This window comes from Mageeibacillus indolicus UPII9-5, from assembly GCF_000025225.2.
Lineage (GTDB): Bacteria > Bacillota > Clostridia > Saccharofermentanales > Fastidiosipilaceae > Mageeibacillus > Mageeibacillus indolicus.
Map to the genome: position 1 here is coordinate 1 of NC_013895.2, position 21,246 is coordinate 21,246.

The following is a 21,246-nucleotide window of genomic DNA, read 5'->3' on the forward strand; positions in this document are numbered from 1 at the left end:
CTTTTTTTAACAAAACTCCACTGATTTTTGTTATAATTAAGTAGTATGTTTCTACTTTAATTGCGCTGAACGTAATTAGGAAAGGATAATTCAATGCCGATCATTGCTAAAGATTTATGGAATCAAGCTTTAATTAAAATTGCCAAAGAAATTCCGGAAATTACTTTTAAAACGTGGATTGCTCCGCTAAAAGCTGTTTCCTGTGAAGGCGACACTTTTGTTTTAGAAGCTCCTAATGAATTTAATCGTGATCAAGTTAAGCAGTATGAAGCTTTCTTCCGTAATGCTTTAATGTCAATAGTTCCTGTACAATTTCATATTAAATTAACATATGAAGGTGCAGAAACTCCGACAAAGAACACTTTTTCTCTGCCACAGACCTCAATTGAGGGAAATATTAATCCTGCCTTTACTTTCGATAATTTTATCGTAGGCTCAAGTAATGCACATGCCCATGCAGCATGTGTCTCAGTTGCGCAAAACAGTCGTGTTTTCAATCCCCTATTTTTATACGGCGGTTCAGGATTGGGAAAAACACATTTACTTCATGCCATAGGAAATTACGTAAAGCAACATCAACCTGAAAAACATATTATTTATGTTCCCTGTGAGCAATTTGTCAATGAATTTATTCGTACTATCAGAGAAAATTCATATGATTCTTTTCGTCAAAAATACCGTAATTGTGATATGTTATTAATTGATGATATTCAATTTATAGAATCAAAAGAACAGATGCAAATTGAATTTTTCAGCACTTTTAATGCTCTGACAGAAAATGGTAGTAACATAATTATGACTTGTGATAAACCTCCACACAGTTTATCAAGTTTGGAAGAACGATTGCGTACGCGTTTTGCCAGTGGGGTAATTGTTGACATAAACATTCCTAATTTTGAAACCAGAGTGGCTATTTTACAAAAAAGAGCCGAATTTTTGAATATTCAGGTATCATACGATATTTTAGAATATATTGCTCACAATTTTGTTTCAAGTATTCGTGAATTAGAGGGAGCCTTTACGACAGTAATAAGCTACAGTTATATTTCAGGTAAACTTGATTTATCAGTTGCTAAAGCTGCTTTAAACAATTTAATTTCGCCTTCTAAACGCAAAAGTATGACCCCTGAAACGATAATACCAATCGTGGCCAGATATTTTAATTTCACTGAAGACGAGATTAAATCAAAAAACAAAAATAAAGATTTAGCTATTGCTCGACAAGTCACAATGTATTTGTTAACTAAACATAGCGATCTTACATACGAACAAATAGGCAAAATTATCGGCGGTAAACATCATTCTACCGTAATGTACGGTTTCAATAAAATTAATGATGAAATTAAAGGAGGAAATCAAACAATAATATCAGCAGTAAATGATCTGAATCAACGCATTTTAGGTGGTTAAGACAATTTATCCACATTGCTTGTGGATAAGCTGATAAAATCTTTGTTAATAACTCTTATATTACAGCTCAATTAACACTATAAACATTTGCTTAACAAAAATATCAGCAAATTATTATCAGTTATCAACAGCAAATGACATCAAAAAAAGCTATAATATAAGAGTTGAGACAACTTATTGCACTTATCAACATGGCATAATAAGAAGAGTTATAACTAACTATAACAGAGAGGTATGTTACCATGAAATTTACTTGTGATAAAAACTTATTAATCGATGCTATAACTAATGTCCAAAAAGCTATTTCAACTCGAACAACTATGCCTATTTTGGAGGGCATACTGTTTGATGCCGAAAATAATTTAATTTTAACCGGTTATGATATGGAAACTGCTATTAAATACACAATGCCGGCAAAAATTGAAGAACAAGGTAAGGTTGTACTCAATAGCAAGATTATTGGAGAAATTGTCAAAAAGGCCGCTGCTGAAACAATAAGTTTTGATGTAGAAAATAATTATTCCGTTTTAATACAAAGCGGCTTAAGTAAGTTTAAATTACACGGATTATCTGCTGAAGATTATCCGGCGTTAGTAGAAAATGATTCTAATGTAAAACAAGAGATAACGTTACCACAAAATGAGTTATATTCATTAATAAAAAAATCTATTTTTTCCGTAAGTTTAGATGAGAAACGTCCAAATTTAAACGGATGCTTTTTAAAGAAAGAAAATAAGGTCATCGAAATGGTTGGAATTGATGGATTTAGAGTTTCCGTGGCAGATTTTTACGATGCCAATCAAGATGAGGTAGACATTTCCTTTATAATTCCTCATAAAACGCTTCGTAACTTATTAAGTATGCTTGAAGAATCTGGCAATATACTCATTTCTAAAAAATCAAATCAACTTATATTTGATTTTGGCAGAAAAACCATGATTTCTCGTATAATATCGGAGAACTATATAAACTATAGAAACATTTTTCCGGAACAGTCAATTACGAATATTGAATTAAAAACCAAAGATTTACTCGGAAGTATTGAACGCTCTATTTTGATGTCTTCACCAGATGATCACAGATATCCTGTAACAATTAAATGTGACAGCGAAACAATGGAAATTTCATCGATAAATAATCGAGGTGATTTTCATGAGATTATTGATGTTACATTCAAAGGCAAAGCTGTCGATGTAGATATAAATCCTTATTATTTGATAGATGCCCTTAAGGTTATCGATGATGAAAAAATAAAGGTCAGTTTCAATGAAAGTTCAGGTCCAGTTATTATTGAACCGATAAATAATAAGAACTTTATGTTCCTGATTTTGCCTTTGCGAAAATAATTCTATTAATAGCATACAGGCTAAAGAAAAATACATTTAAAGTGAGAGTAGATTGCCGCCGTAATGATAATAAATAAATTAGAGTTGGAAAATTTTCGCAATTATGATCATCTTACAGCATCATTTATTCCGGAAATAAATGTTTTTTATGGCTTTAATGGCCAAGGCAAAACTAATTTATTGGAGGCAATCTATCTTTGTACTTGCGGAAGATCACATCGTACATCTCGAGATGCAGATCTTATTAAATTTGAGCAGCTTCATTATCAGGTATTAATTGAATTTATACCCCAAGATGAGTATTGCGAAACGTTGAGCATAGCTTATAAAAAAGATAATTTTTCTTCTGCGCGTGGAAAAAGAATAATTAAACATGATGGCATAGAACTAACAAGAATTGTTGATTTGATGGGAATTTTTCATGCCGTCATCTTTGCTCCGGAGGATCTGCAATTACTTAAAGATGGACCTGGAATAAGAAGAAGATTTTTGGATATTCTAATTTCTCAAATTGACAAATTATACTTTATAAAATTACAGCAATTTGTCAAAATAATTCAGCAACGAAATAAAATGCTTAAAGATAAGAATACTAACTCTAAGTGGCAAAGTTTAATGGACATTTGGGATTTTCAGTTAGCTGAATTAGTAACCTATATAATTTCAAAAAGAATCCAAGTATTAAATGAAATTTCTGATATGACAAAAGAATTTTATCAACAAATATCTTCTGGATCAGAAATGATTGATTTAAAATATGAATGCACATTTAAAACTAATCTAAAATTAGAAAAAGAGAAAGTTGTCCAAAATATTTATGATGAATTGCAAAAACAAAGACAAAATGATTTGTACCGAGGATCAACTTCATTGGGACCACATCATGACGATATGCAGTTTTTCCTTAATAATAAACAGGCTAAATTAGTCGCTTCACAGGGTCAGACACGATCAATAGTATTAGCATTAAAGTTGGCAGAATTAGAATGCTTAACTGAGAAAACAGGCATAAGGCCGGTTTTATTATTGGATGATGTTATGTCTGAATTAGATCAAAATCGACGTAATGCTCTTATAGGAGCTATGAAATCAGCACAGGTATTTGTTACTTGTACAGAACCTGATCAAGTTGAAGAATTTTCTTTTTCAAAAAATACGGATAAATCTTCAATAAAATACTTTAATATTGATAACGGTAAATTTATTAAATAAAGGGAAATATGGTATAATACGATGTATATTCATATAGGTGGCGAATATCAATTGCCGAGAAAATTAATTATTGCAATTATCGATATAGAACAGACAAAAAGTTTAGATAAAGGCAGTATTAATGAGTTTTTTTTAGCACTAGCTGAAAAAAATGATATGGTTGAATTGATTGACGTAGATCTACCTAAATCAATTGTTATAACTTTAGAGAAAGTATACTTAAGTCCAATTTCGGCTTCAACTTTAAGACGCAGATTAAAGTCTGATAAGATGATATTACCGGAAAATACCATTGATTAAGGTATGTGCTATAGTATGTTTACATAGAAACAGGAGAAAGTAATGGCTAAAGATATTAAAAAAACTGATGATAACCGTGAAAATGATGAATTTTTGAGTGAAAATGAGGAAAATAGCGATAGGTTAATTAACTTAGCTGATAATCCGTGTGCTTTAGTTGAAGATTTTTCCGAAAAAAATGATTTTGCTGAATTAGAAAAAAATCAAGATGAATTTGATACATCTAATAATTCTAAATATAGTGAAAGCGATATTCAAGTTTTGGAAGGTTTAGAGGCTGTTCGTAAACGTCCGGGAATGTATATAGGTGACACTACATTAAGAGGTTTACATCATCTTGTATATGAAATTGTTGCTAATTCAGTAGATGAAGCCTTGGCAGGTCGTTGCGATATGATTTATTTGACTATAAATCATGATGGAAGCATTACTGTTGAAGATGATGGAAGTGGAATTCCAATAGGAATTCATCCAACTAAAGGTATACCTACTGTTGAAGTTGTTCATACTATCCTACATGCCGGAGGAAAATTTGGTGGCGGAGCTTATAGTGTTTCCGGTGGCCTTCATGGAGTTGGTGCTTCGGTAGTTAATGCACTATCTGAGTGGATGGATGTGTATGTAAAACGTGAAGGCAATATTTATAAAATTTCATTTGCCAGAGGAGTTGTTACCGAACCACTAAAAATAATTGGCCACTGTCCAATTAATGAAACTGGAACAAAGACAGTTTTTATGCCTGATAAAGAAATTTTTCCAGATATTCATTTCAACTATGACAATATGTTAACAAGGTATAGGGAGATGGCTTTCCTTAATAAAGAAATTACTATTGTTTTCAGAGATGAACGTCCGGAAGAAGAAGTAGTAGAAAAAGTGTTGCATTATGATGGAGGAATAATTTCTTTTGTTGAGTATATGAACTTACATAAAGAACCTCTTTTCCCTAAGCCCATTTACTTTGCTAGTAGCATAAATAATTCTTATGTTGAAGTAGCTTTACAGTACAATAATACTTATGCTGAAAATATTTATTCATATGCAAACAATATTGCTACACCAGAAGGAGGCACACATTTAACAGGATTTAAATCAGCTATTACAAAAGTAATAAATGATTACGCAAGAAAATACGGTTTTCTTAAGACGAATGACAAAAACTTACAAGGTGAGGATTGTCGCGAAGGTTTAACATGTATTGTAAGCGTTAAACTACCTGAACCTCAATTTGAAGGTCAAACTAAGTCTAAACTTGGTAATAGTGAAATGCGCACCTTAGTAGAATCCATGATAAATGATAAATTTCCGGTATTTTTAGAGGAAAATCCGGCAATTGCTAAAATTATTATGGAAAAATGTATTTCTGCTTCTCGGGCTCGGGATGCTGCAAAAAAGGCACGAGAAATGACACGCAGAAAAAATACTTTTGACAGCGTTTCACTTCCCGGTAAGTTAGTGGATTGTCAGGAAAATGATCCAACATTATGTGAAATATTCATTGTTGAGGGTGACTCTGCCGGAGGAAATGCCAAAGGCGGTCGTGAAAGAAAATATCAAGCAATATTACCGTTGTGGGGTAAAATGCTCAATGTTGAAAGATCTCGAGTTGATAAGGTTTACAACAATTCAAAATTATCTCCTATAGTAATGGCTCTAGGAACCGGTATCGGTGATGAATTTGATTTGAATAAATTACGTTATAATAAGGTTATAATTATGGCAGATGCTGATGTTGATGGTGCACACATTCGTACTCTCCTTTTGACTTTTTTCTTCCGGCATATGAAACCTTTAGTTGAAAAAGGACACGTTTTTATTGCCTGCCCACCATTATTTAAAGTAGAAAATGATAATCAAGTTTTTTATGCGTATGATGAAGCCGGCGTTGAAAAAATAAAGCAAGAACAAGGATGGGATAAACCTAAATTGCAGCGTTACAAAGGATTAGGCGAAATGGATGCAGAACAATTATGGGAAACAACGATGAATCCAGCTACGAGAAAATTATTAAGAGTCGATCTGGAAGATGCACAAAGTGCAGATCAGACTTTTAATTTATTGATGGGCGAAGAAGTAAAACCCAGAAAAGATTTTATTCAAGCCAATGCGAAATATGCTTTACTTGATAATTAATTTTGATGGTAAATAAAAAGGTTGTGAACTACTAAAAAATAAGAGTGAGAAGTTGAAAATTTCTCACTCTTATCTTATTTTTAGTTTGTTTTATTTTTAGTTGTTATTATTTTCCAAAATTTCTAGGATTCTTTCCCGGTCATCAGCTGAATAATAGCTAATTACAATTCTTCCTTTATTGTTTTTTTCACGAAGTTGAACCTTTGTTCCAAGTGACTTGGTAAGCAAGTCTTCAATTTCTTGCAAGCTTAATCTGTAAGCTTCACTTTGCGCATCTATTTCTTTTGGAGGAGTTAGTGCCTTTTTTATCTTTTTTTCAATATCCCGTACTGAAAGATCTTTATTTATCGCTTCTTCAGCCAAACTTAATTGTAGTTCTTCGTTTTTTATTGCCACCAAGGCACGAGCATGGCCAGCTGATAAATCATCTTGGATTACCAAAGATTGGACAGATTGTGGTAAGCTTAGTAATCTTAAAGTATTCGCAATCGAAGAACGTGATTTACCAACACGAGCTGAAACTTCTTCCTGAGTTAATTTGTGTTCATCCATAAGACGTGTTAGTGCTTCGGCCTCTTCAATAGCGTTCAAGTCTTGCCGTTGTATATTTTCAATTAAAGCTTGTTCTAATACTTCAGACTCAGTCAATTCCCTGATTAAAATTGGAACTTCTTTCAGCCCAAGCAATCTGGCTGCTCTCCATCTCCGCTCTCCGGCAATGATTTTATATTTATCCTTAGCGACTTTGGTTACTAATATAGGTTGAATAATCCCGTTATTTTTTATTGAATTGGCTAATTCTTCGAGCTTAATCTTATCAAAAAACTTTCGAGGCTGGTTTTCGTTAGGCATAACAAAATTAATATTTACATTATATACCTTATTTTTTTCGAATAAAGATTCTTTACGTTGATTATTATCATCATTAGTTTTGTAGGATGATGACTCATTTTGATTATCGGTTTCTCTTAATAATGAATTTGTTGCTTCATTATTAAGTAAAGCACCAAGACCACGACCTAAACCTGAAAATTTATTTTTTTCACCTTTTGGTAATTTTGTCATGTGAACCTCCAATAATACTTCTATAATACCCTTATAATAGCCTATTAATACTCTAATGGTACTCTAGTTATTACTTCCTTTATATCTGTTAAATTCCGTTGAGTATGAAATTTAAGCAAAACTAATTTTGAGACCAAAATTTTTTACTTCTATCGATTACTTCATTTGCCAAGTCATAATAAGATTGAGCTCCTTTTGAATTGCTATCATAATCATATATAGACTTTCCAAAACTTGGAGCTTCACTAAGCTTAATGTTACGAGGAATTACCGTCTTAAAAGTTTTATTTTTAAAAAACTTATTTATTTCGTCATTCACTTGTTGGGCTAAAATGGTTCTGCTGTCATACATGGTAACCACAACCCCGAATATTTTTAATGCAGGATTTAGTGATTCGGTCACTAAGCTTAAAGTATCCATTAACTGAGTTACACCTTCAAGAGCATAGTATTCACTTTGAACTGGAATTATTACACCGTCAGCCGCAGTTAAAGAATTTAAAGTTAATAAACCCAATGACGGGGGGCAATCAATCAAAATAAAGTCATATTTTTCTCGCACCTCGCTTATTGCAGCTTTTAGAATGTATTCTCTTCTGTCTTTATTAACTAATTCGACCTCTCCTCCAGCTAAATCAATATTTGAGGGGCATAAACTTAGATTTCTTTGTCCGGTTTGTTTAATAGTATCTGATATTTTTACACCATTTATTATTACATCATAAATGGAAAAATCTGAATTTTTATCTATACCTAACCCACTAGTAGCGTTGCCTTGTGGATCCATATCTATAAGTAAGGTTCTTTTAGCTTTGCTAGCTAGATATGCCGATAAATTTATAGTTGTAGTAGTTTTTCCAACGCCACCTTTTTGATTTACAATAGCTAAAACTAAACTCATAATTTACCTCCGGTGTTTCATGAAATAATTTTAGCACATGTAGAAACCTTGTAGGTTACGAAATTTCGACAATTTTCGACAAAAGCGACAAAGCACTTCGTTATCAGATGTTTCACATAAAAGTAAAAGCAAGAAATGTTTCACGTGAAACAATTTGGTATGCGCGAAATTAAAGAAACACATTGTAGTTATAGAAAATTTGAAATTGGTAGAGCCGATCTATACTCCTTGAAAGCTTTAAGGTATGGCTAAAAAATAAGACCTGGTTGATCGTAACACTTTTTACTCAATTGTTGTGAAAGCAAAAGCAAGAAATGTTTCACGTGAAACAATTTGGTATGCGCGAAATTAAAGATATTGTAGTTATAGGGAATGTGAAATTGGTGGAGCCGATCAATAGCTCTTTGAAAGCTTTAAAGTATGGCTAAAAAATAAGAACTGGTTGATCATAACACTTCTTTACTTAATTGTTGTGAAAACAAAAGCAAGAAATGTTTCACGTGAAACAATTTGGTATGTGCGAAAATAAATGCGAAGGAAGAAAAAATCCAGACAATATTTAAATTGCTTGGAATTGATAAGTATGCCTTTTAACGTCAGTTAATTTAAAAACAAAATAATTATCGTATAATCTGTGATTGCTATGATACAAAACAAAGGCTGTTTCAATTTCTCCTTTTAAGCGGAAATATGGGAAAATAAAAGGCGATAAAGCAAAAAAGAGTTTTATTTTTCTCATCTTGCTAGTGCAATTTTTTTAGGAGTAAGCGGGATTCGTTATATAGATTCTTTCAATCTATAGCAAAAGGGCACAAGTATTCATTGTGTTTCGGTTCATGTACTTCACAAATTTAACATAAATTGATGTGATAAATAATAAGCATTTTGTTGGTAAAATGTTCATTAGGTAGGTATAATAGATGTACTTAGTTCTGGTGGAGATAACTTTCTATGAGTAACGGAAAAACTTTTAACCTTTTCTTAATGGACGGCGATGTTACTGGGCGTATTAAATGCACGCTTCCTAGTTGGAGCGGTTTAGCTTATAAAGTTCCTAGAACCTATCTAGATAAATGTAAGAATAGAGCGCAACTCAAGCAGTGCGGCGTTTATTTTTTTGTTTGGCAAAAATGATGATGACGAGGATGAAGTATACATCGGGCAAGCGGGCATCAGGAAAAACGGTGAAGGTGTTCTTTTTAGAGTTAATGAACACCTAAAAGACGATTTTTACTTTAGTGAAGCAGTTATGTTTACGACAAGTGACAATTCTTGGGGCCCAACGGAAATAAGCTACCTTGAAAACAAATTCACCAACCTTGCTATTGATACTGATCGTTATAAAGTAAGGAATGGTAATGATCCTAACCCTGGTAATGTGACGGAAGAAAAAGAATCGGAGTTAGAAGTTTATGTTGATCAGTTTAAGATGATGCTTGGTGTTCTAGGCTATAAGATTTTTGTGCCTTTGGTAAAAACGCAAACATCTGTAGTTGAAGAGCAAGACGATAATGAACTGTTATTAAGTCTTTCTCGAAAGATTAAGCGATCGCATAAAACCATAGAAGCACATTGCAAACGAACAAACGAGGGCTTTGTGGTATTAGTAGGAAGCCAGATTGAAGAAACAGATTCTAATGCTATCCCAGATACCATAAAAGAGCTAAGACAGCGGTGCAAACAAAATAACGAAATTAAAGACGGCGTGCTCACCAAGAATTATTTGTTTAAGAGTCCATCTTATGCTGCTTCATTTGTTTTAGGAATGACAACAAACGGTAAGACCGACTGGAAAACAGAAAATGGTATCTCGCTAAAAATGTTAGAAGAAAGAGAAATATAAAAAATGGTGCCTGAATGAACAAAAAAGAGGTAATAAAACTAGGGTGAGTCAAAATGTTAAATAACAAAGGATTTGATTTATGGGCTGATAATTACGATGAAAGTGTTGCTATTTACGATAGGGATGAATCATATCCATTTGCGGGATATAAAAAGATATTAAATGAAATATATAATCGTATATTAAACGCATCATATAAGTCTGTCTTGGATATTGGGTTTGGAACAGGAACTTTAATATCAAGTCTATATGAACGTGGGCTTAAAATATACGGGCAAGATTTTTCTAAAAGAATGCTGGAGATAGCGCAAAAAAAATGCCTGAAGCTGAGCTTTTCGAGGGGGATTTTTCTAAGGGGTTGGCAGTTCCACTCTTAGAAAGCAAATACGATGTCATAATTGCCGCATACTCACTTCATCATTTAACTGATTCTGAAAAAGTAATTTTATTAAAAAGATTATTTGATCTATTAAATAAAGGTGGAGTTATATATTGCAGATGTGGCATTTGAAACTCGTGATGAGCATGATAAATGCATGAAAGAAGTAGGAGATGAATGGGACAATGATGAAATTTATTTTGTGATAGATGAGTTTTCATCTTACTTCCCGAGAACAAAATTTGAAAAATTTTCTAAATGTGCGGGGTTAATTACATTGAAAAATACTTTTTGTTTTTAAGAGTCCAACTCCTGCCTATTACAAATAAAACTGTCAAAGTTTTTTCACAGACCATAAGATATAGTTATTGTTGGGGAGTAATTATGCACAATAGCTTTAGCAAATACTTCTTAAAAGAATTCTGCTATGAGAGGAGGTTTGCCGGGAAATAATAGTTGCTTAAACTCTTTCATTTGTAATGATATGCTCAACGCCGCTATGCTCTGACTGAAGATAGTCTTTCATAAAAGATGGAAAAGCTTTATAACTACTAAGGTCTTCGATCGGGATCCAGTGCATAGTTTCTTTTACACCGTCCATGGTAACGCTGTGGCTGTTAAGCTTCTTATTACCCTTCGGTTTCATCATGTAATAGAAGGCAATCTCGTGGCAGTCGACACCTTTTAAGTCGTAATCCCCATAAAAGAAATTTTCGTGTATCACCGCAAGATGATCTACTTCATATTCGACACCTGTTTCTTCAAATACTTCCCTTTTTACGGCATCTTCAGAGGTTTCTCCTAAATGTACTCCTCCGCCTATGGAGTAGTAATAATCGTTGACTTCGTTCCTGGCAAACAATACGCAATTATCTTCGACTATAATTGCTGCTGCCCTATATCTAAACCACTTATTGTCTTTTCTAAAACAACAATCATGTTCCATATATATCTCCCATAAACTCAAATTTGTTCGCAACTCGATTTTATAACTATATTATCACATATTTGACAGTTGATTTAGCAGGGGACTAGAGAATTCGGCATTGATCAAATAATTTTACCTGTACTTTACATAAGGCGAGCTTTGGACTTTACATATACTAATTATCCTAAAAAGGCAGAATGAAGAATATTTCACAACGTTTTTAGGAAAGAGGATAATGTATGAAAAAACAATTGATTAGTGCCCTACTAATCTTAGGGTTTGTAACCGGTTCGGCCGCTTGTAGCAAATATTCAAGCTCTGGCAATAGCGAAAGTGTAAGCGGCACTGTAAAATTAGCCGGATCAACTTCAATGCAAAAATTATGTGATGCGCTGGCAGACGGTTTTATGGCCGCCAATCATGAGATCTCTGTTACTGTTGAATATACAGGCTCAAGTGCTGGCTTAGAAGCTCTAGCTGCTGGTTCGGTTGACATTGGCAATTCTTCTCGTCCTTTGAAAGCAAACGAAAAATCAGGGGGATTAGTAGAAAATATTGTTGCTATTGATGGTATTGCTGTGATTTCAAATAAGGCAAATCTGGTCAATGATATTACGACTGAACAGTTGGTAAAGATTTATACGGGTGAGATAAAAAAATGGCAAGAATTAGGTGGCAAGAATGAGCAGATTATCGTTCTTGGGCGTGAAGCAGGCTCAGGTACGAGAGATGCTTTTGAGGAAATTCTCAAAATTAAAAATAATTGCAAGTACGCTCAAGAGCCGGATTCTACCGGAGCTGTCTTAGCGAAAGTGGCTGCAACGCCAGGGGCTATTGGGTATGTGTCGTTGAATGTTGTTGACAATACTGTTACTTGTCTCAAATTAAATGGTGTTTCAGCGACGGAAAAAGAAATCCTGGCTGGAAAATACAAATTGCAGAGACCTTTTGTCATGGCAACTAAAGGTGAAATAACTGAACAAAACAAAATGTCGCAGGCATGGTTTAAATATGTGCAATCGGCAGCTGGCAAGGAAATTATTAAAAAAGTTGGCTTGATTATCCCATAGTAAGTAGGAGCCTGTAATGCGTAAAAAAACAATTATTGAACGATTAGCAGCCAATGTTTGTTTGATTTGTGCGACAATGGCAATATTGGCTGTTTTGGCAATAAGCATATACCTCTTCTTGAAAGGGGTTCCAACTTTTAAGGTGGTAGGTATTGGCAATTTGTTGGGGCAATCTGCTTGGCAACCAACTGCCCCTCAGCCTGCCTACGGTATTCAGTATATAATTTTAACTTCTTTGTTTGCGACATGTTTATCTGTTATGATTGCTGTACCCATTGCGTTGTTGACGGCGGTTTTTTTAACCGAAATGGCTAATAAAATGGTAGCAGCAGTAGTTGCTAATGCGGTGGAATTGTTAGCTGCTGTTCCATCGGTTATATACGGTCTCTTGGGCATGATGTTACTTAACCCATGCTTATATAAATTGGAAAAAATCTGTTTCGCTGGCGATAAAGCGCATCAATTTACCGGTGGAGCAAATTTATTGGCAGCTGTCATTGTTTTAGCAATTATGATTTTGCCAACTGTGATTAGTGTTAGTACCAGTTCTTTACGTTCTGTAGCATTAAATTTACGTGCAGCTTCTTTAGCTTTGGGCGCAACTAGGGAACAGACAATATTTTTAGTTGTAATTCCAGCTGCCAAATCAGGTATTTTGACTGGGATTGTCTTAGGCATAGGCCGAGCATTGGGTGAAGCGATGGCGATTAATATGGTTGCCGGAGGAGCTGTTAATTTTCCCTTGCCGTTTAATTCAGTGCGTACTTTGACTACGCAGTTAGTCAGTGAAATGAGTTATGCTTCCGGCTTGCATCGTCAGGTACTATTTACAGTTGGTCTAATTCTTTATGGATTTATTTTATTGGTGAATTTTATTTTGTTGCGGGCGAGGAGAAAGGTGAATCTATGAGAGTGTTAAAAGGCAGAAATCTAAAGGTGAATCTATGATGGCATTAAAAGGCAGAAAACTAAAGGATTGTCTGTTGCGCAGCTTGGTTTATCTATGTGCAGCTTTTGCTGTTTCCTTGTTGGCAGGAATAATTTTTTATGTGTTTTGGCGGGGCAGTCGGACGGTTACTTGGGAATTTTTGACTGGGGTAAAAAGTGTACTTACGGGGAAGGCAGGTATCGCGGGAAATATTGTCAATACCTGTTTGATTATTATTCTAACCATGGTTATAGCTGCGCCGTTAGGTATAGGCAGTGCGATCTATCTTAGTGAATATGCTGAGCGGAGCAGGTTGGTTTCGCTAATTGAATTTGCCACTGAGACGTTGGCCGGCATACCATCGATTATATTTGGCTTGTTCGGTATGTTGTTTTTTGGCGAAAAATTGGGTCTGGGTTATTCCTTATTGACAGGTGCACTGACACTTATTTTGATGATTTTACCTTTGCTAACGAGAAATACAGAAGAAGCTTTGAAGGCTGTGCCGGTTATGTACCGCAGTGCTGCAATTGCTTTAGGCAGTGGCAAATGGCATATGATACGGACAGTTTTATTACCCGCTGCCCTGCCGGGCATTTTAACCGGTATCATTTTAGCTGTTGGACGTATTGTTGGTGAATCAGCAGCCTTACTATTTACAGCCGGTAGTGCTAAATTTTTGCCTAAAAACCTGGCAGCGCTTTTGCACAAACCCTTTCAATCCGGAGGTACCCTGACTATACAAATGTATCTATCTGCTACCAGTGATGGCGATTTTACTACGGCTTTTGGGATAGCGGTAGTTTTGTTATGTATCACTTTGGCAAGTAATTTATTAATAAAATTTCTGCTTAAGAACTTAATTAGCAAACGAAAGGTAGGATGAGATGAAAGGCAATAAAATATCTGTGGAAGATTTGAACTTATATTATGGCGCTGTTCAAGCCCTAAAGCATGTGAATATTAACATCTTTGAAAAAAGTATAACGGCTTTTATTGGCCCGTCAGGTTGTGGTAAATCGACATTTCTCAAAACTTTAAATCGTATGAATGATTTAATTGCTAATGTTAAAATTACCGGGCAGGTGGCTATAAATGGGGTCAACATCTATAGTTCGGACGTCGACTTGAGCAAATTGCGTAAAAAAGTCGGGATGGTGTTTCAGCAAGCCAACCCTTTCCCTATGACCATTTTTGATAATGTGGCTTATGGCCCCCGTGTGCATGGTATTAAAGAGAAGCGTCAACTTAATGAGATTGTAGAAAGGAGCTTGCAAGGTGCTGCGCTTTGGCCTGAAGTTAAAGATAGATTACAGACTTCTGCTTTAGGGTTATCAGGAGGCCAGCAACAACGCCTTTGTATAGCAAGAGCATTAGCTGTTGATCCTGAGATTATTTTAATGGATGAACCGACATCGGCACTTGATCCTATTTCGACCGCTAAAATAGAAGAACTCATGCAGACGTTGAAACAAAAATATACGGTTGTGGTGGTGACACATAATATGCAACAAGCTGTGCGCGTTTCAGACTATACAGCCTTTTTCTTAGTGGGTGAAATGGTAGAATATGGTACGACAAAAGAAATTTTCGCTTGCCCACGGGACAAGCGAACGGAGGACTATATTACTGGTCGTTTTGGCTGATGCCGGTAGATAATAAAATTTTGAAATGGGCGAAAAAGCTATGTACTATAAACAACTGAATATGCTGCCCAGTCATAATACTGCCCAGGCATAATACTGCCGGGTGTAATACTGCCAGATAATAAGACTGATCAGGTATAATAAGCTAAAGAGGTGAGATAATGGCGCTTATTTATATCGTAGAGGATGATGATAATATTCGTGAGATTGAGAAATTCGCGCTATTAAACGCTGGACACCAAGTGTGGGAATTTGCCTGTGCAACTGCTTTTTATCGTCAATTAGAAAAGATGCAGCCGGAATTGTGTATACTTGATATTATGTTACCTGATGAACCGGGGGATGTTATTTTAAAAAAGCTGCGGATGGACTCACATACAGCTGGTCTGCCGGTAATTATGGTGACGGCTAAAACGAGTGATCTTGATTTGGTCAAAGGTATGGAAAATGGGGCTGATGATTACATCAAAAAACCGTTTTCGGTCCTTGAATTGATGGCGAGGGTTAAGGCTTTGTTACGTCGTACTCAGAAACCGTCAATTGTTGAATTGCAGCTGGATGCATTGACCGTCAACAGTGCCAAACGCGAAATTGCCATTGCCGGAAAGTTAGTTGATTTAACCTATAAAGAATTTGAATTGATCTATTTTATGCTGGCTAATAAAGGCATCGTTTTAAGCCGTGATACTTTGATGGATAAGGTCTGGGGCACTGACCATGAGTTAAACTCACGTACCCTCGATATGCACATAAAAACATTGAGGCAAAAATTAGGCAGCTATGGTGGAAGAATTTGTACAGTTAGAAATGTGGGCTATGTTATCAAATGAAACAGAAAATTAATTTGCGGCTAATCGGCATTGCCATTCTGGCAATTACAGCCACTGTTATCGCTATGATTAGTGTGTATTATCGATTGTTTCAAGCACAAGTGGAAAAGGATTTGCGCTTGAATGCGCAACTTTTGCAAAGTAGCGACTTATTTACCAATTTTGATCATGTTGAGCGGTGCAATGAACTTAAGCATTTGTCTCAATCGTTGCGTATAACTTGGATAGATGTCGACGGAAGAGTACTATTTGATAATGATTTTTCAGCTGCTCAACTTAGTAACCATGCTGATCGTCAAGAGGTTAAAGCTGCATCTAATTTGGGAGAAGGTCAGGTCGTTCGATATTCTAGCACATTGAATAAAGATACTTTTTACTATGCTCTGCGTTTATCTAATGGTACGATTTTGCGCTTAGCAACAGAATCTGACAGTATCGGTACGATTATTATCTCAGCCATGCCGATAATTGCACTTGTTTTGCTGTTGATCCTAGTTGTTTGCATAGCTTTATCACATCTGTTGACAAGTCAGTTGATTAAGCCGATTGAAGCAATGGCTTTGGATATAACTAATAAAGATTTTCAGGCACCTTACAAAGAATTAGCTCCGTTCAGTGATATTATTAGAACTCAACATATGGAGATATTGGCAGCAGCCAAAGATAGGCAAGATTTCACGGCAAACGTTTCGCACGAATTAAAGACTCCGCTGACAGCTATTTCCGGATACGCTGAATTGTTGGCGGCAAATATGGTAGGGGCGGAACAGAAAATGCATTTTTATCAGGAGATCCAAAAGTGTGCCGGGCGTCTGCTTGGGCTTATTAATGACATTATTCGCTTAGCAGAATTAGATCGTAGTGAACGTCAACCATTATTTAACGATGTAGATTTAGCTAAAATTGTTGAGGAATCTATAAATACCTTGCAGCTTAACGCCACGCAACATAAAATTAAGCTGAATTTGCAACTGGAAAAGTGTATCGTGCACGGGAACCAAGAAATGTTGAAAGAATTAGTAGATAATTTAGTTGTTAATGCAATTTTCTACAATTCACCGGGGGGGCATGTGCTAATAAAAGTTAGCACGGATAATGGTAGACCGAAACTGCTTGTCAAAGATGACGGTATAGGTATTCCTTCAACTGAACAGGTGAAAATCTTTCAACGCTTTTATCGCGTTGACAAGAGTCGCTCTAAGGCAACCGGCGGCACGGGCTTGGGTTTGGCAATAGTCAAGCATATCGTTGAATTGCATTCGGCGAAAATCATACTAGATAGTACACCCGGTATTGGTACAAGCTTTACAATTATCTTTGGTTGATACAAATGGCCAATGTGAAGTAATTTTGGCTTATACAAATGTCTGTGCGAAGCAATGAGGAGTGGGTAACTTAACTATGGAAATCAGAGAATACAAAAATTTTCAGCTGGACGAAATTGTTAATTTTTATCGCAGCGTAGGATGGACTAATTATTTGGAGCGGATTAATGTTCTTGAACAGGCATATGCCGGTTCGCTGTGTGTGCTAGGCGCATACAATTCTGATCAATTAGTAGGAATTATCCGGGCGGTCGGTGACGGGCAGACGATTGTGTTTGTGCAAGATATCATTGTTTTACCGGAATACCAGAGGAAAGGTATCGGAACGAAGCTACTCAAGGCACTTATGGACAAGTATAAGGATGTCTATCAGATGGAATTGTTGACGGATAATACAGAAAAAACTAAAGGTTTCTATCGTTCTGTCGGATTTACTGCTTCAGATGAGTCCGGCTGTGTTTCATTCATCAGAGTTAATGTGGATGCGTAATTGAAAGCTTGGGTGTAAGGCATGAATATAAAAGGTGAGGCATGAATATAAAAGACGAATTATTGGCGTTGCAAGATATATCATACGCCGATTTCCAGGCGAAATTGGTCCCAAATATTCCGCGAGAACTGTTTATAGGGGTTCGAGTCCCGGAAGCAAGAAGGCTTGCTAAAATAATTGCGAAGGCCCCGGAAGTGGATAAATTTCTGGCAGCTTTGCCACATAAATTCTATGATGAAAATATGCTTCATGGTCTCCTTGTTTCTGAAATAAAAGACTATGATGCCTGTATTGCGGCAGTTGATGCGTTTTTACCTTATGTAGATAATTGGGCTGTCTGCGATATTATGTCGCCAAAGATTTTCAAAGTTAATAAACCGGCACTTTTGAAAAAAATAAAAGAATGGTCTGTATCGGGAAAGACATATACTTGTCGTTTTGAAATTGAGATGTTAATGTCGCATTTCCTTGATGCTGATTTTAAGCCTGAGTATTTGGCAATACCTGTTTCGGTTAAAAGTGAAGATTATTACGTTCGGATGATGGTTGCTTGGTTCTTTGCTACCGCGTTGGCAAAGCAATGGGAGACGGCCATAAAATACATCGAAAATCATCAATTAGATATACAAACTCACAATATGACAATCCAAAAAGCTCGGGAAAGTAAGCGCATTACACCGGAACAAAAAGAATATTTAAAAACACTCAAACGATAACAAATTTTTCCGTCTCCAAATTACTGTCGGGGATGAAGATGGGAATAAAACTGAAGTTAAGCAAGACCCGGATTTTGGCTGTCGGCGGGTGGTCGGCAATTATGCGCTGGGGGAAAAACTGACTATTACGGTTGGCATTGCCGGGATACCCGAGGGGTATCATCTTTCTTGTAGTGAAAGCAATATATACCCTGCCAAAACAAGCGGCTATAGCAAATTTATAGTTGAATATAAGCTCAACAATGGCGATAAATTGCTTGTGTGAATTCCCTTTGCTCAATATGGAATGATACTCAAATAGACCCTAAGTATGACGGCATATTTTTATTGCGAGCGCAGTGGTAATGGGGCGGTATTTACTGGCGATACTCCGGTAAATAGTGATATAATCGTTTATGAAGTCTTTACGAAGAAAGCTGACCCGGCACCTGGGCCGGATCCTAAGGTGAATCCGCCTATTCCGGCACCTGATCCAGATCATACGCCGAAGCTGGCTGTCACGGAACTTGAGCCAAGCCAAGTTTTTCCATCGGTTTCTCTGTCGGCATCTATATTTGAACTAAAGTTACAGCCGGAATCTTTATCAGTGCCAGAAAATTTTGTGCCGATTGTTTCTACGAAGAAGCAGGGGATCATCCCTAAGACTGGTAAGGTGGAGTCGACAAAGCTTCCTCTGTCATTAGCAGCGGTGGGCGTCCTTATTGTCATCTGCGGAATTATTGTGAACAAAGAATGCCGGGAGAAAGTATCAGAAAGTAATAGAAAGGAATACATTATGAGGAAAGCTTCTAATGCTATGACTGATGCCAAGAGCTACGTTAAGCTGTTTTTTAAGGAAAATAAGCTTGTTACTTGCCTGTCAATGATAATTTTTATTGCATTTTCAGTCATTTCTGCCGCTATTTCCTGGATTCTGCAAGTAATATTCGATTACATGGCCGGCAAAAGTCAATTTACGTTTAGGGGCATTCTGCTAATTGTAGCTTGCTTTATACTAACTATAACTGCATTATTTGCCATCAAGCACAGTGTGTATCCACATTTCCTTGAAAAAGCAATGAATCAGTATAAAGAGGCGGTTATTAAAAGGCTGTTTAAAAAGAGTTATAGTGATTTCTTATGTGCTAATTCCGGGGCATATCTTTCGGTGCTGACTAACGATTGTGAGCGTATACAAGAAAAGTATTTGAAACAGATCTTCAGCCTGGCGGAAAACGTTGTTATGTTGTTAACTTCGCTTGCACTCATGATTTACTATAGCCCTCTGCTTACGGTTATTGCGCTTGCGGTTGCTACGCTTCCGATGGCGTGTTCGCTAGTTACGGCCGGCGGTATTGCCAAGCGAGAGGAACAGGTTTCTAAGTCAAATGAACTTTATACGGCTTTGACTAAGGACGTTTTGGGTGGTGTATCAGTCGTTAAGAGTTTTAAGGCGGAACAGGAGGTTGTCGGCCGTTACCGGAGTCAGTCAATGGAACTTGAGCATACTAAGAAACTGCGCGAGAAAACTATGGTAACGGTTTCGGCGTTTGGTACGGTTTCCAGTCTTTTTACTCAATTGGGTGTGTTACTGGTTGGTGCGTGGATGGTTAATGCCCAGATAGGGTATATTACCGCTGGTATGGTGCTTGCTTTTACTAATTTGATGAATGGTGTGCTGCAGCCGATTGCCAGTTTGCCCAAAATATTGGGGGAGATGCGCGGTGCGAAAAAGCTTGTTGCCAAAATGGCGAATTATATGCGTACGGCCAAGGAAGATTTGGGTGATATACTTGACGAACCTGTTGCAAGTCTTGTTTTGAGTGATGTTTCTTATGCTTATGATGTAGAGCATAAGGTATTGAAACATGTCAATCTCAGCTTGCAGGCTGGTAAATCTTATGCCATAGTTGGCCCTTCCGGGTCGGGCAAGAGTAGTTTGATTAATCTGCTTATGGGATACTACACGGATTACGAGGGCAGTGTGCGGCTTAATAACCATGAACTGAGCAAAGTGAGTAAGAGCTCGCTTTACGATAAAATAACTCTTATGCAGCAATCGGTTTTTGTGTTTGATGCATCAATTTTGGATAATATTACGTTGTTTAAGCCTTTCCCGGTGTCAGAGGTAGATCAAGTGATTCATTTGGCTGGGTTGGATGATTTGATTGCTGCTAAGGGTAAGGATTATCAGTGCGGTGAGAACGGAAGTCATCTTTCTGGTGGTGAGAAGCAGCGGATTGCTATTGCACGTAGCTTGTTGAAAAAATCTGAGATTTTGTTGGTTGATGAGGCTACTAGTGCGTTGGATAATGAGACGAGTGCGAACGTCACTCAGTCCATCCTTGATTTGCAGGGTATCCTTCGTCTGGTAATTACACACCGTTTAGATGTGAATGCGCTTAAGCAATATGATGAAATTCTGGTTATGAAAGATGGGGAACTTATTGAGCGGGGGCGGTTTGATGACCTTATGGCTCAAAAAGCTTATTTCTACTCGCTTTATACCGTATCTATGTAGCAAAACATTTGCATAAATGGGGCTATGTATCAGACGCTTGGCGGTTGGGCACCGATGTTTGCTGATTTCACGTTTCCCATTCTAACAACTATATTGGGGCGAAATAAAGTCGTAAACTTAATTGGCTGACCGACTGTGCTGTGGTGGCTCGGGGGCTTACAATACCTACAATAAATTTATGTAGTTTATGTTCAATTTACGAGTGAGATATTTACATTTTTTTG

21 protein-coding genes and 1 pseudogene are annotated in these 21,246 nt (G+C 36.5%); 18 read left to right on the top strand and 4 right to left on the bottom strand.

All coding sequences use genetic code 11. The features are described from left to right. Positions 1–93: 93 nt before the first annotated feature. From dnaA to gyrB, 5 genes are all read left to right on the top strand, one after another. Positions 94–1,410 (top strand): chromosomal replication initiator protein DnaA, encoded by a 1,317-nt coding sequence (dnaA, locus tag HMPREF0868_RS00010; RefSeq protein ID WP_012992638.1) that lies wholly within the window; start codon positions 94–96, stop codon positions 1,408–1,410. A gap of 242 nt (positions 1,411–1,652) precedes the next feature. After that, positions 1,653–2,756 carry a DNA polymerase III subunit beta gene (gene dnaN, locus HMPREF0868_RS00015; protein WP_012992639.1) on the top strand — a complete coding sequence of 368 codons (1,104 nt, stop codon included), beginning with the start codon at positions 1,653–1,655 and terminating at the stop codon, positions 2,754–2,756. Positions 2,757–2,819: 63 nt separating this feature from the next. Beyond that, the gene (gene recF / locus HMPREF0868_RS00020) at positions 2,820–3,968 is read left to right on the top strand and encodes a DNA replication/repair protein RecF (protein WP_012992640.1); all 1,149 of its coding nucleotides are present in this window, start codon (positions 2,820–2,822) and stop codon (positions 3,966–3,968) included. Between the two features lie 21 nt (positions 3,969–3,989). Then, positions 3,990–4,268 carry an extracellular matrix regulator RemB gene (remB, locus tag HMPREF0868_RS00025; RefSeq protein ID WP_012992641.1) on the top strand — a complete coding sequence of 93 codons (279 nt, stop codon included), beginning with the start codon at positions 3,990–3,992 and terminating at the stop codon, positions 4,266–4,268. Between the two features lie 42 nt (positions 4,269–4,310). Continuing rightward, positions 4,311–6,401 carry a DNA topoisomerase (ATP-hydrolyzing) subunit B gene (gene gyrB / locus HMPREF0868_RS00030; RefSeq protein WP_012992642.1) on the top strand — a complete coding sequence of 697 codons (2,091 nt, stop codon included), beginning with the start codon at positions 4,311–4,313 and terminating at the stop codon, positions 6,399–6,401. Between the two features lie 96 nt (positions 6,402–6,497). Here gyrB and HMPREF0868_RS00035 read toward each other — a convergent pair whose 3' ends face one another. Both HMPREF0868_RS00035 and HMPREF0868_RS00040 read right to left on the bottom strand, forming a co-directional pair. Continuing rightward, the gene (locus tag HMPREF0868_RS00035; RefSeq protein WP_012992643.1) at positions 6,498–7,466 is read right to left on the bottom strand and encodes a ParB/RepB/Spo0J family partition protein; all 969 of its coding nucleotides are present in this window, start codon (positions 7,464–7,466) and stop codon (positions 6,498–6,500) included. 121 nt (positions 7,467–7,587) lie between these two features. After that, positions 7,588–8,367, bottom strand: a complete 780-nt coding sequence (locus HMPREF0868_RS00040; RefSeq protein ID WP_012992644.1) for a ParA family protein — start codon at positions 8,365–8,367, stop codon at positions 7,588–7,590. 951 nt (positions 8,368–9,318) lie between these two features. Here HMPREF0868_RS00040 and HMPREF0868_RS08590 point away from each other — a divergent pair. The 4 genes and pseudogenes from HMPREF0868_RS08590 (at position 9,319) to HMPREF0868_RS08595 (ending at position 10,890) form a co-directional block, all read left to right on the top strand. Continuing rightward, the gene (locus tag HMPREF0868_RS08590) at positions 9,319–9,501 is read left to right on the top strand and encodes a hypothetical protein (RefSeq protein WP_242821314.1); all 183 of its coding nucleotides are present in this window, start codon (positions 9,319–9,321) and stop codon (positions 9,499–9,501) included. After that, entirely contained in the window at positions 9,485–10,210 is a 726-nt protein-coding gene (locus HMPREF0868_RS00045; protein ID WP_012992647.1) for a GIY-YIG nuclease family protein, read from the top strand. Before HMPREF0868_RS08590 ends, HMPREF0868_RS00045 begins: the two co-directional genes overlap by 17 nt. A 53-nt stretch (positions 10,211–10,263) precedes the next feature. Then, a pseudogene (locus HMPREF0868_RS00050) lies at positions 10,264–10,721 on the top strand (class I SAM-dependent DNA methyltransferase). Further along, positions 10,711–10,890, top strand: coding sequence for a hypothetical protein (locus tag HMPREF0868_RS08595; RefSeq protein ID WP_242821315.1), 180 nt, complete (start codon positions 10,711–10,713; stop codon positions 10,888–10,890). Before HMPREF0868_RS00050 ends, HMPREF0868_RS08595 begins: the two are co-directional and overlap by 11 nt. A gap of 159 nt (positions 10,891–11,049) precedes the next feature. Here HMPREF0868_RS08595 and HMPREF0868_RS00055 read toward each other — a convergent pair whose 3' ends face one another. Then, positions 11,050–11,535, bottom strand: a complete 486-nt coding sequence (locus HMPREF0868_RS00055; RefSeq protein WP_012992650.1) for an NUDIX hydrolase — start codon at positions 11,533–11,535, stop codon at positions 11,050–11,052. Between the two features lie 221 nt (positions 11,536–11,756). On the opposite strand from HMPREF0868_RS00055, the gene HMPREF0868_RS00060 reads away from it, so the two are divergent. From HMPREF0868_RS00060 to HMPREF0868_RS00095, 8 genes are all read left to right on the top strand, one after another. Next, a complete protein-coding gene (locus tag HMPREF0868_RS00060; RefSeq protein WP_012992651.1) occupies positions 11,757–12,587 on the top strand; it encodes a phosphate ABC transporter substrate-binding protein in 831 nt (276 codons plus the stop codon). Between the two features lie 16 nt (positions 12,588–12,603). Then, the gene (gene pstC / locus HMPREF0868_RS00065; RefSeq protein ID WP_012992652.1) at positions 12,604–13,497 is read left to right on the top strand and encodes a phosphate ABC transporter permease subunit PstC; all 894 of its coding nucleotides are present in this window, start codon (positions 12,604–12,606) and stop codon (positions 13,495–13,497) included. A gap of 34 nt (positions 13,498–13,531) precedes the next feature. Continuing rightward, the gene (gene pstA, locus HMPREF0868_RS00070; RefSeq protein ID WP_012992653.1) at positions 13,532–14,401 is read left to right on the top strand and encodes a phosphate ABC transporter permease PstA; all 870 of its coding nucleotides are present in this window, start codon (positions 13,532–13,534) and stop codon (positions 14,399–14,401) included. 1 nt (position 14,402) lies between these two features. Further along, positions 14,403–15,161: a phosphate ABC transporter ATP-binding protein PstB gene (gene pstB / locus HMPREF0868_RS00075; RefSeq protein WP_012992654.1), complete on the top strand. Its 759-nt coding sequence runs from the start codon at positions 14,403–14,405 to the stop codon at positions 15,159–15,161. A 161-nt stretch (positions 15,162–15,322) separates the two neighbouring features. Beyond that, positions 15,323–15,991 (top strand): response regulator transcription factor, encoded by a 669-nt coding sequence (locus HMPREF0868_RS00080; RefSeq protein ID WP_012992655.1) that lies wholly within the window; start codon positions 15,323–15,325, stop codon positions 15,989–15,991. Then, on the top strand, positions 15,988–17,316 hold the full coding sequence (locus HMPREF0868_RS00085) for a sensor histidine kinase (protein ID WP_012992656.1): 1,329 nt from the start codon (positions 15,988–15,990) through the stop codon (positions 17,314–17,316). Before HMPREF0868_RS00080 ends, HMPREF0868_RS00085 begins: the two co-directional genes overlap by 4 nt. 76 nt (positions 17,317–17,392) lie before the next feature. Next, the gene (locus HMPREF0868_RS00090) at positions 17,393–17,806 is read left to right on the top strand and encodes a GNAT family N-acetyltransferase (protein ID WP_012992657.1); all 414 of its coding nucleotides are present in this window, start codon (positions 17,393–17,395) and stop codon (positions 17,804–17,806) included. Between the two features lie 41 nt (positions 17,807–17,847). Then, positions 17,848–18,522 (top strand): DNA alkylation repair protein, encoded by a 675-nt coding sequence (locus tag HMPREF0868_RS00095; RefSeq protein WP_012992658.1) that lies wholly within the window; start codon positions 17,848–17,850, stop codon positions 18,520–18,522. Here the strand turns inward: HMPREF0868_RS00095 and HMPREF0868_RS08455 are convergent. Continuing rightward, positions 18,512–18,802 (bottom strand): hypothetical protein, encoded by a 291-nt coding sequence (locus HMPREF0868_RS08455; RefSeq protein ID WP_146024620.1) that lies wholly within the window; start codon positions 18,800–18,802, stop codon positions 18,512–18,514. The two genes, HMPREF0868_RS00095 and HMPREF0868_RS08455, sit on opposite strands and share 11 nt — an antisense overlap. Positions 18,803–18,832: 30 nt before the next feature. Between HMPREF0868_RS08455 and HMPREF0868_RS00100 the strand changes: the two genes are divergently transcribed. Beyond that, entirely contained in the window at positions 18,833–21,022 is a 2,190-nt protein-coding gene (locus HMPREF0868_RS00100) for an ABC transporter ATP-binding protein (RefSeq protein ID WP_012992660.1), read from the top strand. Positions 21,023–21,246 lie beyond the last annotated feature (224 nt).